Annotated in this window: 18 protein-coding genes and 2 pseudogenes; 16 read left to right on the forward strand and 4 right to left on the reverse strand. The window is 34.8% G+C overall.

Translation table 11 applies throughout. From position 1 onward, the window contains the following. Positions 1–130: 130 nt before the first annotated feature. Entirely contained in the window at positions 131–634 is a 504-nt protein-coding gene (locus NYE63_RS11045; RefSeq protein ID WP_342605152.1) for a fructose-bisphosphate aldolase, read from the forward strand. Positions 635–1,048: 414 nt separating this feature from the next. Here the strand turns inward: NYE63_RS11045 and NYE63_RS11050 are convergent, their stop codons facing one another. Together NYE63_RS11050 and NYE63_RS11055 are read right to left on the reverse strand one after the other, a co-directional pair. Next, on the reverse strand, positions 1,049–2,266 hold the full coding sequence (locus tag NYE63_RS11050) for an MFS transporter (protein WP_342605153.1): 1,218 nt from the start codon (positions 2,264–2,266) through the stop codon (positions 1,049–1,051). After that, the gene (locus NYE63_RS11055; RefSeq protein ID WP_342605154.1) at positions 2,259–2,858 is read right to left on the reverse strand and encodes a TetR/AcrR family transcriptional regulator; all 600 of its coding nucleotides are present in this window, start codon (positions 2,856–2,858) and stop codon (positions 2,259–2,261) included. The genes NYE63_RS11050 and NYE63_RS11055 overlap by 8 nt, the downstream gene beginning before the upstream one ends. Positions 2,859–3,666: 808 nt before the next feature. Here NYE63_RS11055 and NYE63_RS11060 point away from each other — a divergent pair. The 4 genes from NYE63_RS11060 (at position 3,667) to NYE63_RS11075 (ending at position 6,951) form a co-directional block, all read left to right on the forward strand. After that, a complete protein-coding gene (locus NYE63_RS11060; RefSeq protein WP_342605155.1) occupies positions 3,667–4,479 on the forward strand; it encodes an SDR family NAD(P)-dependent oxidoreductase in 813 nt (270 codons plus the stop codon). A 304-nt stretch (positions 4,480–4,783) separates the two neighbouring features. Beyond that, positions 4,784–5,647 (forward strand): alpha/beta hydrolase, encoded by an 864-nt coding sequence (locus tag NYE63_RS11065; RefSeq protein WP_342605156.1) that lies wholly within the window; start codon positions 4,784–4,786, stop codon positions 5,645–5,647. 170 nt (positions 5,648–5,817) lie between these two features. Continuing rightward, positions 5,818–6,186, forward strand: coding sequence for a DoxX family protein (locus tag NYE63_RS11070; RefSeq protein WP_342605157.1), 369 nt, complete (start codon positions 5,818–5,820; stop codon positions 6,184–6,186). A gap of 231 nt (positions 6,187–6,417) precedes the next feature. Continuing rightward, positions 6,418–6,951, forward strand: coding sequence for a TetR/AcrR family transcriptional regulator (locus tag NYE63_RS11075; RefSeq protein WP_342605158.1), 534 nt, complete (start codon positions 6,418–6,420; stop codon positions 6,949–6,951). 176 nt (positions 6,952–7,127) lie between these two features. On the opposite strand, the gene NYE63_RS11080 is transcribed toward NYE63_RS11075, so the two are convergent. Further along, positions 7,128–7,586 carry a cupin domain-containing protein gene (locus NYE63_RS11080; protein WP_342605159.1) on the reverse strand — a complete coding sequence of 153 codons (459 nt, stop codon included), beginning with the start codon at positions 7,584–7,586 and terminating at the stop codon, positions 7,128–7,130. 354 nt (positions 7,587–7,940) lie between these two features. Between NYE63_RS11080 and NYE63_RS11085 the strand changes: the two genes are divergently transcribed. The 9 genes and pseudogenes from NYE63_RS11085 to NYE63_RS11125 all read left to right on the forward strand — a co-directional run bounded on the left by NYE63_RS11085 (position 7,941) and on the right by NYE63_RS11125 (position 14,707). Next, positions 7,941–8,378: a MarR family transcriptional regulator gene (locus NYE63_RS11085; protein ID WP_342605160.1), complete on the forward strand. Its 438-nt coding sequence runs from the start codon at positions 7,941–7,943 to the stop codon at positions 8,376–8,378. Next, on the forward strand, positions 8,375–9,118 hold the full coding sequence (locus NYE63_RS11090; protein WP_342605161.1) for a pirin family protein: 744 nt from the start codon (positions 8,375–8,377) through the stop codon (positions 9,116–9,118). Before NYE63_RS11085 ends, NYE63_RS11090 begins: the two co-directional genes overlap by 4 nt. 762 nt (positions 9,119–9,880) lie before the next feature. After that, the gene (locus tag NYE63_RS11095; RefSeq protein ID WP_342605162.1) at positions 9,881–10,765 is read left to right on the forward strand and encodes a Virginiamycin B lyase; all 885 of its coding nucleotides are present in this window, start codon (positions 9,881–9,883) and stop codon (positions 10,763–10,765) included. A gap of 28 nt (positions 10,766–10,793) precedes the next feature. Further along, entirely contained in the window at positions 10,794–11,447 is a 654-nt protein-coding gene (locus NYE63_RS11100; protein ID WP_342605163.1) for a Vat family streptogramin A O-acetyltransferase, read from the forward strand. Between the two features lie 94 nt (positions 11,448–11,541). Next, positions 11,542–12,086, forward strand: a pseudogene (locus NYE63_RS11105) (DUF1697 domain-containing protein). A gap of 593 nt (positions 12,087–12,679) precedes the next feature. Beyond that, the gene (locus NYE63_RS11110; protein WP_342605164.1) at positions 12,680–13,096 is read left to right on the forward strand and encodes a DUF4362 domain-containing protein; all 417 of its coding nucleotides are present in this window, start codon (positions 12,680–12,682) and stop codon (positions 13,094–13,096) included. 243 nt (positions 13,097–13,339) lie between these two features. Further along, a pseudogene (locus tag NYE63_RS11115) lies at positions 13,340–13,549 on the forward strand (hypothetical protein); the annotation flags it as partial. A 16-nt stretch (positions 13,550–13,565) separates the two neighbouring features. After that, complete coding sequence (locus tag NYE63_RS11120; RefSeq protein ID WP_342605165.1) at positions 13,566–13,922, forward strand: hypothetical protein; 357 nt, start codon at positions 13,566–13,568, stop codon at positions 13,920–13,922. Between the two features lie 470 nt (positions 13,923–14,392). After that, positions 14,393–14,707, forward strand: coding sequence for a hypothetical protein (locus tag NYE63_RS11125; protein WP_144552803.1), 315 nt, complete (start codon positions 14,393–14,395; stop codon positions 14,705–14,707). A gap of 255 nt (positions 14,708–14,962) precedes the next feature. On the opposite strand, the gene NYE63_RS11130 is transcribed toward NYE63_RS11125, so the two are convergent. Then, positions 14,963–15,733, reverse strand: coding sequence for a sporulation protein (locus NYE63_RS11130; protein WP_057216934.1), 771 nt, complete (start codon positions 15,731–15,733; stop codon positions 14,963–14,965). A 598-nt stretch (positions 15,734–16,331) separates the two neighbouring features. Between NYE63_RS11130 and NYE63_RS11135 the strand changes: the two genes are divergently transcribed. Together NYE63_RS11135 and NYE63_RS11140 are read left to right on the forward strand one after the other, a co-directional pair. Beyond that, a complete protein-coding gene (locus NYE63_RS11135) occupies positions 16,332–16,751 on the forward strand; it encodes a UPF0715 family protein (RefSeq protein WP_342605166.1) in 420 nt (139 codons plus the stop codon). Between the two features lie 159 nt (positions 16,752–16,910). Continuing rightward, on the forward strand, positions 16,911–17,192 hold the full coding sequence (locus NYE63_RS11140) for a colicin immunity domain-containing protein (protein ID WP_342605167.1): 282 nt from the start codon (positions 16,911–16,913) through the stop codon (positions 17,190–17,192). Positions 17,193–17,272 lie beyond the last annotated feature (80 nt).

Genomic DNA, 17,272 nt, shown 5'->3' on the forward strand with positions numbered 1-17,272 from the left:
GCTGTCTTTAAGGCAGCTTTTTCTTATGGAACTAAAGGGGCAGGTTAGTTTAATAAGAAATTCTTCTTTGTCACCAAAATATGGAATATAATTATTTTGATTGCATTATGAAATGGGGAGTGAGAATTAATTGAATAAAAAACATCAAATATGTTTATCTTTAATTTTTTTACCCTTAATGCTAATTTCAATTGTTGCTTGCAATAACATTAAGGACCCAAATATAACAATTGAAGCACAAGTTGCAAACTTAAGTGTAAAAGAATTTAATTCTGTTGGAACTCATGGTTTAGATAATCCAATTAGAGATGATTTTAGAAAATTCACGTTAAACTTTAATATGGAAAATTCAAATGAAGTAAAATCTCGGTCAATTGAAATTCCTAATGATTGGGGAAAGTTTATCAATTTTGATAGAGAAAGGTATTTATATGGCAATGGAAAGGAACAAGATAATGAGGATGAAAATTTCGCGAGATATACAAATGAATTCGTCTTTTACTCCAAGGGATTAAGTGAAGACGATATAAAAAATGCATTCAACTCAGCTAATATTACAGTTTCTTGGGTTACAAAAGAAGGAAAATCCATGACAAAAGAATATGTAATTGGTGATTTAATCAAATTTAATTAAGTTAATTAGTTCTTCAACTAACGGGTGCGCTAGTTCATTATAAAATTGCTATACCAATTAAAAAGTAAAGAAACCATTTTGATCTATCTTTTTGTCAAAAGGGTTTCTTTTTATTTGCCTTAAAATAAAGGCTCACATAATATTTAAGATAAAATTCATTTTCAATCAAACAATATAAATAAACGCCTATCCGATGGATAGACGTTTATGATATATATTCGACGAAGGACGGAATACGCAATTTAACCTTACTATAATAAATAGTGAATACTATGTTCAATATGACATAGACTATCCACTATTTTTTTACATACTATAATTGCTTTGCATACTATTTATTCTTAGTATTAAATGTCTAATATATAAGAGATACATGAGTAAGAAAACAAACTCATTATGTCGCTAATACTAAAATTATAGAATTTCTCTTATCTTTGTTTCTTTTACATTACCAGATTTTGTTTTTATAAACATTGAAACACCTAATCCAATTAAGAGAATGAGACCTATCCATTCAAACGAAAGGCGAAAGTGACCGTTCTTTATTAAATTTAGAGCTAAAATTGGTCCAGTGCTTGCACCTAAGAATAAGATAAAAGCGCTAAAAGCAACCGCACTTCCTCTTGCTGATCCAGCTAATTGATTAATGAGTGAAACGGTGATAGGAGTAACAATAGCAATTCCAATAACAAAGATAACACTTGCAATAATAAGTAGTGAAATTGTTTGACTAAACCCTAGACCAATTAAACCGACTATAGCTAAAGCAAGCCCTCCACGAAGGACAGCTCCGGAACCTAACTTTCTTGCAAAATGACCTGCAAATGGAGATAGTATCATTCCAATAATTCCAGCAGCCCTTACAAATAGAACTTGCTGAGAAGTTAATCCCCATTTCGGAGAAGTTAAATAACTTCCTAAAATTGTATACATCCCAACCAAAGATAGTAAGAGCATAAACATAATGATGAAAAGGAATAATAGTTGTCTTTGCTTAAATAGCTGATTCATTTGTTTGAATTTAATTAAAACACTCTCTTTAGAATGAGGAAGAGTATCTTTAGGAACGAAAAGAATCACTACTATACTAGAAATCAAATAAATACCACCTAAAAGGCCAAAAATTGCATGCCATCCAAATAGAGGATTTATGATACCTGTAAACACTTGTCCTACAATACTCGCCATTAATAACCCTGAGCTAATAAATCCTACTGCCGTTAATCTTTTATGTGGAGGAAACATTTCAGCTGCATACACAAAAGAAATAGGTGCGAATGCTGCTGCAATAATGCCCTGTAGAGCTCTAAGGATAATTAGTCCAGAAAAATTATTAGTAAAGGCAATAAGAATAGTTACAACTGTTAAAGCAATGAGACTTGTCACTAGAAAAATTTTACGGCCATATTTATCTGAGAAGGGCCCGTAGATTAAACAGCCTAAGGCGTAACTTAATGAAAAAGCACTTCCAATCCATGTAGCTTGATTAGAAGTAACATTAAAAGTGTTGGCAAACATCGTTAAAAGAGGAATAGTGACATACATACTGCATAATATCACTAATCCACACCAAAATAAGATAAGAGTGATTACAGAATAATTGTAATTTGACTGACTGGTTGAGTTATTCAAGATTTTTCTCCTTTAATTTATTATCGTTTTGGTTAACTGAAGGTAGAATGCTCTCCATTACTTGTTGTACTAATCCAGAAATAAAATGATGGTCTGGTTCTTGATTGAAAATTAGTGTACGAAAATAAATAGGGCCAAATAGCATATCTAACACAATGTCTATATTTATATTCGATTTGATTTCTCCTTTCTTAATAGCTGTTTTCAAAAATAAAGTAGCCTCTTTTCTTCTTAAGTTAAGGTAAGAAGTGTAAAATCTCTCTGATATTTCTCTGTTTTCCACAATAATAGCCAACATAGAACGTCCTAGCTTTGTGTTAAAAACAACTGATAAATTAATAAGCTGCTGCTCAAAGTTATGACGAACAGACTTTTTTGTATCGAATTGGAAAGTAGAAGCAGTAGTCATAAGAAAAGCATCTAAGACAAGGTCAGCTTTACTGTCCCACCACCTATATATAGTTGACTTCCCAACTCCCGCCTGGATCGCGATAGCTTCAATCGTTAATGAAGAATAACCTGATTCATTTAGTACTTTTATTGTAGAATCCAAAATCTTTTCTGTATTTCTTGATTGCTTTAGATTTGGCATAACTATTTTCCCTCCCAATTTAATTTTCTAAGAAGTTTATCATTAACGATACGATACGTTTCGTTTTGTAATGTTACGTATTATATAAGATAAAATAACCTTGTACAAGCTTTATTTATTAAAAAATATTGAAAATAATGGAATTATCCAAGTTGTATAGTAGGTTGCACAAATCAAAAGGAGTTAACCCAATAGATGTTAAATTTAAACTGGCTGAAATTATTACGAATTTATACTGAGGAGAAGAACAAAAAGGGCGATAGCATATTTTGAAACAGCTTTTAGCAAAAAAGAAATACCGGATGATATTCCAAAATTATTAATAGAATTTGGTGCGGAAAAAGTTCAAGATATCATTCCTGAACTAATTGAAAAAGGATTCGTAAAAAGTAAAAGCGAGTTTACACGTTTGATTAAGCAAAACGGTGTTCAATTAAATTAAGAAAAAATAAGTGAAGATGATTTAGACCGTGTATTAATGAATGAAGAAGTACTACAAATCGGTAAAAAAAGATTTATACGTTTAATTAAATAGTAGGTGTGAAATTGTATCGGAAGCGTTAATTCAAGAAAGAATTAGCGCTTTTTTGTTGAACATATTGTACTTTCGGTCAGGTTAATTGAAGAAGGATTTATGTTAAGGTATTGCTCATATTAGTATCCAATTTTAATCAGATAATTTTTTTCATATACTAAGCATTTGGTTTGACATCTATCATTTAATATATAAAATGATAGATGTGAGAGCGAAATAATAATAACCGTAATAATAATAGTATGCTCTCTGATTTCTAAGGAGGAAGAAAATATGCCAATCAAAGACGTAAGTAATAAATCGTTACCAGAATTAATTTCATTAAGAGGTCGAACAGCAGTAGTAACTGGTGGCGCTTCTGGTATAGGATTTGCAATCAGTACACGTTTAGCTGAAGCTGGTGCAACAGTTATTATTGGTGATTTAAATGAAGAAGCTGCGAAAAAAGCTGCTACTGATTTATCTCGTTTTGGTGTAGAGCATAAAGCGGCTCAACTTGACGTAAGTAAATCAGAATCAATTACTGCACTAGCAGACTTTGCTGTATCATCAACAGGACGTCTAGATATTTGGGTAAATAATGCTGGGGTATACCCTTCAAAACCTGTACTTGAAATTACAGATGAAGAATGGGATTTCGTTCATGACTTAAACTTACGTGGTACATTCATTGGTTCTCGTGAAGCGTCAAAACGAATGATTGATTTAAATATTGAAGGTGTTGTTGTAAACCTTGTTTCAACTGCTGCTTTTAATTCAAGTAATGGTGCAAACCCTGGACACTATGTATCATCTAAACACGGTGTAGCTGGTTTAACGAAAAGTTTAGCAGTAGAACTAGGGAAATACGGAATCCGTGCTGTAGCAGTCGCACCTACACTAAGTGAAACACCAGGTGTAGCTGCAAAACGTAAAGAAGATGCAGGGATGGACGAAGCATTAGCTGCCTATGCAAAAACAATTCCATCAGGCCGTTTGGGTGTTCCTGATGATGTAGCACGCGTAGTATTATTTGCAGCTTCAGATTTAGCGAAGTTTGTAAACGGTAGTACTGTGTTAGCTGATGGTGGAGACGTAGCTAAATAAGCCGAAATGGAAGAGGAGGGTTTTAGTGGACTTTCTATCCTATGATGACATTAAAGCCTACAAAATTAAAGGGACCTGATTTTAGGACAAATAAAAAAAGCACTTTCAAAGAGAATATTTTTCAATATATAAACCTTTGAAAGTATTTTTATATGGATTGATGTATTTCTATCGACGAGCAGATCGTTTTTACGTAAGTTTTACTTGCGGTTAATCGTCTAATGATGGAATACGAGAACGAAATTAAAAAGAATTACAATATTACATCGTCAGCAATTGTAATGCTGGAAGAGGAGAAAATACGTTGAATAAAATCGAAGAAACATTTAATTTTGAACATCACACAGCTATCGTGAATGACATTCGTCTTCATTATGTCATGGCTGGTAGCGGCGAGCCAATTGTCCTTTTACATGGTTGGCCACAAACATGGTATGAGTGGAAGGATATTATTCCAGCACTTGCCCAATCATATACAGTTATTGTGCCAGATTTAAGAGGCGCAGGTTTATCTGATAAGCCAGTGACGGGATATGATAAGCTCACTTTAGCGCAAGATATTTACTTATTAGTAGAGCAGCTTGGCTTTAAAGAAGTATCTCTAGTAGGGCACGATATAGGAGCGATGGTCGCATTCACTTACGCGAATGAATATCCTGAAGATGTGAAAAAATTAGTATTATTAGATGCATTACTTCCAGGCTTTGGGCTTGAGCAATTAATGGACGTGGCGAACGGTGGTATGTGGCACTTTGGATTCCATATGGTCGATGATTTACCTGAAGCATTAGTAACGGGACGTGAATATCAGTACTTAAATCATTACTTTAAAAAACTATCATACAACCCCACATCGATTAAAGAAGAAGATGTAGCTGAATACGTTCGTCAATATTCTAAACCAGGTGCATTACGTGGAGGTTTTAATTATTATCGTACTCTGTTAGAGGATGGCCACTATAATCAGCAATATAAAGAACGCAAATTGAAGATGCCGATTCTAGCTTATGGCGGTGAAACCTCTACAGGGGACTATTTCCGTCAATCACTTCTGCCGATTGCGGATCATGTAGAAGGTGGTTCTATTCCGGAATGCGGACACTATATAGCAGAAGAACAACCTGAATTTTTAATTAACGCCCTGACAAAATTCTTGAGCCAATCGTAGGGGAAGTGGAAGAGTTGGCGAATATAAAACTTCTTTCTGATACAATCCTCGTGCTATTTTCGGTAGATTTTAAAGCATCGTTTACATGTGTCGGGAGTTTCAGTGGCTAAAACGTTAATTTAAGAACAAATGAAATAAAAGCAATATAGAGAAAAGCTGGAGGAATTAGAATGATGTTAGTGTCTATGGTTTTACAGGTTTTATTGGGAATTCTATTTTTAGGAACAGGTTTCAGTAAAATCGTTGGGGTAAAAATGCAGGTAGAGGAATTCAATCATCTAAAACTGCCGCAATGGTTCAGGATTGTTACCGGAATTGTTCAATTAATTGGGGTACTGGCCTTGATTTTAGGGTTCTGGTATCCAGAATGGGCAGCTTTTGGAGGACTCTGGCTAGCTATTACCATGTTTTTTGGCATTGTAGCGCATATGCGCGTCAAACACCCGATAAAAGATTCAATTCCAGCCTTTGTGTTAATGATTTTGTCTTTAATTGTCTTTTTGTTGAACAGCTCGGCTCTAGTAGCCCTGTTCAATTAAATCATGACAAAATTCGATAAAACTTAGCTGTCCAATTATGGGCAGCTTTTTTGTTTTTTAGTTTAAAGAAATCGACCAAAAACAACCCTTTGCTTCTGAATCACAATTATACTTTAAGCAAAAAGCTTTTCATAATTGTCGCATCCATTGAAAAAATAGCGGTCAAGGCACATAATCTATAATAGTACGTAATTGGATCCGTTTTAGGATGTTAGGTTATGAGGTGAAGATATGTCACAAGTCAAGACAACAGAAGAGATGATACTGGATGCCGCCATCGAGCTTTTTGCTGAGAATGGGTATTCAGATACGGGAACAAAAGCGATTGCCCAGAAAGCAGGGCTCCATGAAAGCACATTGTTCCGGCACTTTGACGGAAAGAAGGAAATTTTCCGTAAAGCGATTTTAAAACATTCTCCTATTGTCGACTTCAATCGGATTGATGAGGATCTAACGGGTGACTTGGAGGAGGATTTAAGATTTTTAGGGACTCATTATTTGAACCTGGCCTTCAAAAATATTAATCTATTCCGGATAGGTCTGATGGAGGTGCCAAAGAACATCGAATTCGCCAAAGTCCTTTCAGAGGTTCTCACCACATTGGAAAACCATTTAAGCTCCTATTTAGCTGCTGGTTATTCTGAGGGGAAATTGAAAAAGGCAGGTTTCCAGCTTTTAGCGAAGCTGTTTTACGGCATCCATTACCAACAGGTCGTCACGACCATTGTGTATGAATCCGTCGACACGTTTGCCCATTCTAACTGACTGAAATGGGAACCTAATTCCGAGGAAGACATATATCACTAGTATCAGTCATTATTAAAGCATCATCTAGCTAGCGCGCTATTAAAACCAGAAATAAAAAATTGCTCTCTTCACTGGATGAAGTAGAGCAATTTTTTTTAATCTTACTGATAAATAACCAAATAATTAATAGTTTCCTATTCGTGTTTTAAAATGGTTAATCCATTTTTCTTGCCAGAAGCAATTAATTGTTCAGCTTGTTCATTTGAAATAGGTTGATTTGGCAATTCAGTTGCAGAAGTAGCAGGTCTAGCGATATCACGAATGACATTTTCAAAATCAGTTGATGTAAGTGATAAAATTGCTTTTGCCGTTTCAGTTTTTAAACGGAACGTATGGGATTTCCCTCTTGGCACAAAGACTGCATCACCTGCAACAGCATGAATTTCTTGGCCCTCTAAATAGAATGTCATTTCTCCTTCAACCACACGCCAAATTTCATCTTCATTTTCATGAATATGGAATGGAGCTTCTAATCCTTTTACTTCATTAAATTCAAATACTGAGAAATTCCCCTCAGATTCTGTGCTTAATAATAAAGGTTTTACGCGAGCGCCTAAAAAAATATAATGCTCATTCGTCAATAATTTAGTCATATCATTTTCTCCTTTTGTCGATAACGATGTGTAGTAGTTTCTTAATAATAAAAAGATCTGTTACACTTATCATTTTATATATTAAATGATAGATATTCAAGTGGAAAGCCTTCAGAATTGACTTGAATTCTATTCCTTTGTAATAAAGCGGTAATAGTTTGGTTAGTATTGATATAATGTTTATGATTTATACAATCAGGCGAGAATTCATGACAAATGGGCTTATTCATACTGTAAAATGGAGAAGAAATCACCTTTATGCTAGGAAATAGAAATATTCCAATAAGCGATAAAATCAATCATTTGCAATTACAACAAACATCAATTAATATATTAAATGACAGGAGAAATATTATGAACTACTCATTAAGAAGAATTCGTTTAAGTTATCTGGCTTGGTTTCGTTACACACGTTATTTTAACCGAAGTATGACCTGCAGCAATCGTCATTTAGCTAAATGGGAATTAAGAACAGGTCAGTTTGATATTATTAGCCATTTAAAAGAAGGCGAGCGGGTTACACAATCAGAATTAGCGAGTCGACTTGCGGTGACCAATTCAAATATAACTCAAATTTTAAGCAAGTTAGAAGATGCAGGCTATATTCAACGCGAACAAGAGTGGAAGACAAAATATATTTCACTCACTCCTAATGGGATAGCACTACGGAACGAAGTTGTCCCTGCGCAAGAACAATTCCGAGCAGAGCAATTTGCGAATTTGACAGAAGATGAACTTGAACAGCTGATCCAACTACTAAAAAAAGCAAATCAAGGAGTGAATGTAGAGTGAATATTTTACGAAATGAACAAGCTTATTCAAACGGTGGGGGTGTTTTTTCTCTACTAATTCGTCGCCCCGGTTTAATCGATGGGATCTTTGAAAAAGAGGACCATGCATTTGGCCCACTTAGTCGAATTGACCACGCAAAAATCGGGCAGGGTACAAAGATAAGTATGCATGAACACATAAATGATGAAATTTTAAGTTATATGTGGCAAGGCGAAATGCTACATGAAGATTCAACAGGCTTGAAAGAATCTTGCTCACCAACAAAGCAAATGCTAATGGGTGCTGGGAAAAGCTTCTTCCATGAGGAATCAACACCAACAGGTCCAGTTGAAATGCTCCAAGTATTTATGCGTCCATCGGAAAAGGATTTAGAGCCACGCGTTCAATTTGCGGAAATGCAACTACCAGAAGTCAGTGAATGGCGTTTAATTGCAGGACCAACAGAATCAGATGCCCCACTTGAACTTCGTCAGCAAATCATTGTTTATGATGTACATGGAAAAACAGACGAAGTCTTTATATTACCGTTTGTGGCCGGCTATACACCTTGGCTGTATGTAATGGACGGCGAAATTACTGCGCATGGGAAAATCCTACGTAAAGGCGATGCAATTTCAGATACCGCGGAAGAGTTAACAACAATCCAAATGACAAAGGATACAACCGTTGTGCTATTCCTAGTCGACCTAGAGGCACCAATGACACTTGTTGGTAATTTTAGTGGCGTCAAACGCTTTTAAGATATAGAAATAAAAATAGGGCTTTTTCTTCATCGAGGCCGCCCTGTTACCTTCTTGAAAAATATGAACTAGTAGTAAAACATGAAATTAAATTAAGCTTTGATTTACAAGACACGCAATTAGATGAAATTCTTCAATATATTAGAGGATAAAAATTTAATTACTTTAAAGCCTACGCTAATGGATTTTATGTGGGTGCGTTAGCTTAAAGATCGGAGCTGTCTTTAAGGCAGCTTTTTCTTATGGCACTAACGGGGCAGGATAGTTCAACAAGGAATACTGCTTTTGAAATAGAATTTATAATGTACGTTAATTAAAGAACGAAGGTTGAATGATTTTGATTAACACAGTTTTTTATATGTTCTTCTTGGTGTGATAGTTTCATACTTCTTGGAGGGCAGTTGTTGGGAGGGTATTTATAATAAAGTTTGATCAAAAGTCCTGTATTGATATGAAGGATTTTTTTTGTTCCGCAATCGGGCCATTTTCTTGAATAAGATGTTGCATAAAATCCCACTTTTTTATACGGCTATCAGGTGCGTGAGTGTGCACAAACGTTGATTTAACAATGATAAAATCCTGAAAAAATAATAAATTGTGACAGGTTCTTGGCGCCCAAGGGGGTTTGTGAGGGGGAAATTTCTGTTAGATTAATTATGTTAACTTAATATGAATAGAGTATGCAAGATCTTTTTCGCAGGAATTCAATCATTTTATAACGAATTACTAGAAGAACTTTATACAAGAGGAAGGAGGATTATGGTGGGGATAAAAATTGACGAATACGAACTTCTTGACATAGATTCAGGCCCTTATGGAATAACTGCTGGAAAAGATGGTGCGCTATGGTTTACACAACATAAAGCAAATCAAATTGGTCGAATGACTGTTAACGGTGAAGTCACTCATTTCGTTGTTCCTACACCCAATGCAGGTGTGCTATCTATAATCTCCACAACTCAGGGTGATGTATGGTTTACGGAAAATAGGGCGAATAAAATTGGAAAACTGAAAGTAACAGGTGAAATCATCGAATATACTCTCCCGAGTCCAAATTCAGCACCTTTTGGAATAACTGAAGGACACAATGGAGACATTTGGTTTACCGAAATGAATGGAAATAGAATAGGGCGAATTTTACCATCAGGTGAAATTATTCAGTATGATATACCGAATCCTGGCTCCTATCCCTCTTTTATTGTTGCTGGACCTGACGGTGCCATCTGGTTTACTGAGAATCAGAGTAATCAAATTGGTCGGATTACAATACTCGGAGAAGTGACTAATTACATTTTGCCAACAAAACATGCTGGTCCTGTAGGTATTACAAGTGGACCGGACGATGCACTTTGGTTTGTGGAAATTAACGAAAATAAAATCGGTAGAATTACTACCTCTGGAACAATAAGTGAATATACCATCCCTACTGCAAATGCTCGCCCACACGCAATAGTAACGGGTCCTGACCGTGCTTTATGGTTCACTGAATGGGGAAGTAATCAAATTGGCCGAATTACAATGCAAGGTGAAATTACGGAATATCCAATTCCTACACAAAATGCGGAGCCTCATGGAATTGTATTAGGACCTGATGGTGCCATTTGGTTCGCTGAGGAATGCAATAAGATAGGTCGGCTAAGTTTATAATAAAAATCCTGAAAGGCAGTGGATATCCATGGAATCAAATAAGCAACATGGACCCAATCCTAAAGATAAATATCCGATTAAAGGGAATCGCGTCGTGCAATTTATAAAAAATACAATTACTAGACCAAACATTATTGTGGGTGAATACTCATATTACGATGCAAGAAATGGTGAATTTTTTGAAGATCAAGTGTTATATCACTACGAATTCTTCGGTGACCAGCTTGTCATTGGAAAATTTTGCGCCATAGCACCTGGTGTAACCTTTATTATGAATGGAGCTAATCATAGAATGGATGGTTTTTCAACCTACCCATTCAATATTTTCGGACACGGTTGGGAGAAATATACGCCAACGTTAGATCAGTTGCCGTTTAAAGGTGATACCATAATTGGAAATGATGTTTGGATAGGAATGGATACTGTCATTATGCCTGGAATAAAAATAGGGGATGGTGCAATTGTAGCAGCCAAATCGGTTATTACAAAAGATGTGGAACCTTACACTATCGTTGGAGGAAATCCTGCAAAGAAACTTAATACCCGTTTCTCAGAAGAAATCATTAACGAATTGCTGGAAATTAAATGGTGGGATTTAGATATTGATATCATTTCTGCTCATATTGATGTGATAGTGAATGGAGAAATGGAGAATCTAAGAAATTTTAAAAATAAAATATGACAAAATAAAAACTGTCTATAAGGCCGAGTGACAGAGTTCTTGCTCTAATCCGTCAAATGTTTTATATAAAATGCAAACTAATAGGAGGATTATCATGGTCTATGTCGCACTGCTTAGGGGAATCAATGTTGGTGGGAAAAATAAAATTAACATGAAGTTGCTTAAACAAGCTTTTGAACGAGTGGGTATGAGCTCGGTAGTTACATATATCAATTCAGGTAATATTATTTTCACAGTGAATGGCCAATCAAAAACAACAATATCCCATATTTTAGAAGAGGCTATACATACAAACTTCGGATTACAAATCAAAGTTTTAGTCCGTAGTTTTGATGATGTTAAAAAAGTCATACACTCCCTTCCAGAGTCTTGGACGAACGACCAACAGATGAGAAGCGATGTGCTGTTTTTATGGGATGAAATTGATGATGAGTCAGTGCTTAATAAGCTGGTCATCAAACCAGAAATTGATACGGTGAAATACATTCCTGGAGCCATTCTATGGTCGGTTGAAAAAAAAAAATTACCAAATCCGGTATGACTAAACTCGTTGGTTCAAAGCCATATCAACAAATAACAATCAGGAATGTAAATACAACTCGCAAAATATACGAACTTATGCAAGCTGCAGAGTTGTGAATTACATGATACTAGCAAGAACTATTTTCTAGTAATTGGAAACCATCTGACAATTAGAGCAATAACCCTGTCACTGGGCCTATAATACTCGTTATGGTAAAAAAAGGTTAGGTACTTTTTAGATATCCAACCTTTTTTTGATGATATGACACTTTATGAAAGTTCTGCAATATACACCAGTTGAATTAAATAATCAATCTTCAACAATAGGGCGCGATTCTTTAATAAGAAACGCTTTTCTTAATGAACTAACGGGTGCGTTAGTTGATTAAGGATCACAAAAATAATCAATCTTTTTTATAAAATAAGCAAGAAGATTAAAAATATATGTTGTTCGAAAAAGGGGAGGGTATAGATATTGCCTTCCCCTTTGTGTTTACAGATAAATTTGTATGACTGTATTGTTTTAATGTACCCGATTTTGTATCTCAAAACAGTTTAGAGATTGAACTGGTGCGGTTTTGAGTGGATTAATAACTCTATGTACTCAAATTCATGTCCCCAATGTACTTATCTTTGTGTCTTCGTACAATGGTTGCATAAGTGAAACCGTAAAACAATTTATAACGTCATATAAATAAAGGGGGGAGTTTATGATAAGATATTTAAGTTTTATAACTGTCAGCATAATGTTTTTGCTTATAGTTGGTTGTGCCAATATAGAGACTGATTCAAAAAAATTTGTTCCTTCTGATACTGATATTGTGAATAGAAATAATGGTGATATTGAAAACGAAACTAAGTTAAAAGAATTTATCAAGAATACAGAAACAGGGAAAAAGGATAGTATTCGTGTGGTTACTTACACGAAGGAAGGAGACCCAATACTAACTGATTTAACATATAACGGAGAGCAGCTTGAAATTACTGAGGATACCACTAGAGATGAGTACGGTAGTGGAGAAATTAACACATTTGGATGCGAGAAAATTTTAGTTGAAGGAAACAAATACTCTATCATTGGTTGCCAAGGTTACGAAACACCTTATTACTTAGCAGAAGGTAATTAATGTGATTCTCAACGACCCTCTATCACACCTTGATTCGAGTACATCCTTCTTCAAATAACAGGTGAGTTAGCTGAAGATCAGAGCTGTCTTTAAGGCAGCTTTTTCTTATGCAACTAAAGGGGCAGGATAGTTCAACAAGGATAATGGTTATTTTTATTTGACTTCACAAAAATGTGAAATCAAAATCAAACAATAATTAAACAGAATGAAAGGTTAATCTCTTCTGTTGGAAGGGATTAAAAGACAAAATACCTCCACCATTATTTGAGTTGGTTTCAATTCCTTGACCGCATCATGCATCAAAATGATGATGCAACGGTAAGCAAAATGATTATTGATAGCTGCCTGTTCTCAACAGAAGCAACCTATGATAAACTTAAATTACTATATTTTACCAAATGGTTGATATTTGTTTATTTCAGTAAAGAGGCAGAATTGTTGATGAAACATTAATATTAGGGAGTTGAATATGAAAAAGATTATATATGGAAGTTTAATATTTCTAATCTTATCAATGCTAGTAGCGTGCACGAATGAAAAAGATGATTTCGCTCGAATTCATCCAAATCTTTTACCTAGTGAAGGTCACAGGTATTCGCTACAAGCTGTTGGAAAAGAAATTTCATTGGATTTACTAGAGGACAACAACATAACCAATGTGGGACCTGTTACAAATACATCATCTTATGAGTCATTGAATGAGCAATACCCTAAACTTGAATTAAAGAAAGAACCTGCATTCATCTTGTTCGATGAAAATGGTTTGGTTTTAAAAACATATGACTATGAAGAAATGATTGATTTTTTACAAAATCCAGACAAATAATTTTAATCTTCAAAAATCGGGGAGCTTTAAAGAAATAAGGGAACTTCTATAAATTAGGGCTTCCCTTTTTTTTTTTGAAATCAACAATATTATTTAACATAGTTTAGATAAAAGAAAAAGGGATTAAGAAGTATGATGGCGGTGGGAGATATGCTAAATTATTCGCCAAATGGTGGACCGACGGTGAATTAATGGTTTCAACCAGAAATATCTGGCTGAACTTATTTTACTAAAGGGTGCTTTACTTCAATAAGGAAGGTTGCTGAGGCAGCCCTTTTCTTATGGAGCTAAAGGAGCAGGTTAGCAAGATTGTGAAGGTTTGTACTTAAACTAACGGGTGCGTTAGCTGAAGATCGGAGCCGCCTTAAAGGCAGCTTTTTCTTATGGAACTAAAGGGGCAGTTTAGTTGCATAAGGATAATGGTTTTTTGTGGTAAAATTAATAGGGAAAGGATAATAAGGGGGATGACTATGGAAGGGTTGGAAATATACGATTTTTTAAGATTAGTTTTTATTACTTTTATAATTAGTTTAATTGTTATTACCATTATTTTATTGGCTCAAAAGAAACGGAGCAACCTCGTTAATGGATTCACAGTTAGTATTACTTCAATAATTTCAATAATTGTTTCTGGTATTAATCTTATTATTATGGGATACATAGCTGATGAATTAAATTTAGGAGGAGATGTTATTTCCTCATATTTGTTTCTTATAATTTTAGGGTTAAGCATATTTAATTTGTTTATTTACTTTAAAAATAAAAACAGTATTATTAGTGCCTAATAAATAAATTTTGTTCTTAAAGGAGTTGTTAGGGCAACTCCTTTAACGGGTGCGTTAGCTGAAGATTGGAGCTGTCTTAAGGCAGTTTTTCTTCTTTAACTATCAGGTGTTATTGTTTAATGAAAAATCTACTAATCTAGTATAATAGTTCTTCTTTTGTCTATACTGTCTATTAATATGGTATAGATTGGAGAGAAACAGGTATGATCTTAACTGATGTATGGGGTTTATATAAGGCAGATAAGCAAATCCAATTTATCGAGAATAACGGGATAGTATATCCATTAGTTCTTGCTTGGCTGTTTCTACACTTTCTTTTTGGAAATGTTTGTATTGCACTCGGATCTTGGATTCATCCATTCCTGCTGCACTTTCCAAAAACCCAGAAAGTCCTCTTGCTTTTCTATCCACTTCGATGAATAAATCTACGGATTGAGCGTCCGCGACGAATCCGATTTCAACCTCATCAAGGCTTCTTTGGAATGGACCGCCCTTTGGCTTGTATTCGAATTCCTGAAAGACACCCGTTTTGCTACGTTTGAAGGGTACATTTTTCACTTTGTTCAAGTAAAACCCTAATGATTCGATTGCTTTTAGGAAGCTACTGACTGTTTCATTTTCAAATACGTTTATATAATCGTTATCTTTAGGGTCCAATGCGAACGTCACATCCATTTCCGTCTTCATCCACACAGACACGTCCCCTATCGTGATTGGCGTTTCGTACGGAAGTTGCAAGGAAAACGGAATCACCTTTTCTTCGCCTTTTTCAATGACGAATGCATCCGAAACCTTTATTTTGTAAAGGGTAACATCATCTAAATACTTACGGTCATCCTGTTCCCTCAAAACCTGTGTCATCACATGGATGTACAGCCCATTGATTTCCTGTTGGGTGTTTCCGCCAAGGACAAACACGTTCCCTTTTACCGTTTCTCCTTGTTTGTATGAATCTTTTTCTAATTTTGTATCCACTTTCGCCGCACCGATTCCGATGCTTGCTTTCATTTTATCAAAAAATGACATGTACATAATTCCCCCTTTGTAAGTCTATAAATAGCATAGCATAATAGGTTCATGAGCGTCTCTAGAAGTGGTTCAAAGTTTAATGGGCCATGAAAAAAGTGAAACCACAAAAATTTATGCATATCTAAGTGGTGCAATGCGGAGAGACTTGTATAGAAAGTATTTTTAAGGGACCAAGGGTCCTTTTTATTTTGTTCTTAATAAACTATCGGGGCAGGATAGTTGAAGATGAATGTTACAATAAAAGAAAAATGAAGCTAGGTGATATTATGGTTGGAACGTTTTTTAGTTTTTTTGTTATCTTTTTTATTATTGCAAGACTTGTTAGCCAAATGGGTAAGATTAGCTGGATGCCACTGATAAGAACAACTACGAGACAAGATGCAATATTAGCAATAATCTTTTCATTCGTTGTTGCTGTTTCAACCCTTAATGGATAAAACTCTATTTAGACCTTGTGAAATATCACGTGCGTTAGCTTAAGATCGGGACTGTCTTTAAGGCAGTTTTTTCTTTATGCAACTATCGGGGCAGAATAGTTGAAGAAATGATATTATTATGGAAAAAAGTAACATGACATTTGGAAGGTTGAGAAAAATTGGAGATTTGGAAATTAAGTGAAAAAGTATCGAAAATTAGCGATGTAATACCTTATTATTTTGTTAGTCTATTCTTGTCTTGTATCTCTTTTTCTGTTTTTATAATTGTAGTTAGTGGAGAACCCTCTTGGTTGCAGTTAATGCCTGTTATTATTTATTCTTTTTATGTTGTTATACCTTATTTACTTTTTGCAGTACCATTGCAGATTATATTTAATAAACGCCCGAGAAAATTTGATGTGTTTTATCTTTTAATTTACACGGTACTTTCTTTTGTAGCAGTATTTTTATTTAATGTAATGTTATTTAGAGTTGAACCTACATATTTAGTTGAAACCCAAATATATTACGGTTTTAGTTTTGCAGCAGCTGCTATTTATTGGTTTTGGGATTCTGTCTTCTTACAAAAGAAAAACTGAAATATCCTAGTTCTTCAGCTAACAGGGTGCGTTAGCTGAAGCTCAGAGCTGTTTTTAAGGCAGCTTTTTCTTATAGAACTAAAGGGGCAGGTTAGTTGAATAAGGAATGCTATAATATCACTAATTTACCTTTGGATTCTCTAGTGAAAGGGGATAAAAATGTTCATAAACAAATATAAGCAAATAATGGTGGATTTTTTAGAGGGGAATATGTCGGCAGATGAATTTCAAACCCGTTATATGGAAATTTTTTTAAAAGCGAATGATAAGTTGGATGAGGCGTATTTTGAAATACTGAATGGGGTGTTTGAGTCGGCAGATTGTTACTGGCACGAATGTCTTCCTGGACAAGAGACTTCATCTGAAATTTCTGAACAACAACTAAGAAATGAAATAAATGAAGCATTAATAAAATTAAATATATTGTTAGATAGTCGTTAGCTCTTCTTCAACTAACGGGTGCTTTAGTGAAACAGGAACCAAAGAAGCGATTTCACCCCTAGCATAGGGAAAATCGCTTC

Origin of the sequence: Peribacillus sp. FSL E2-0159, assembly GCF_038643155.1 — a bacterium.
In the GTDB taxonomy this organism is placed as follows: domain Bacteria; phylum Bacillota; class Bacilli; order Bacillales; family DSM-1321; genus Peribacillus; species Peribacillus simplex.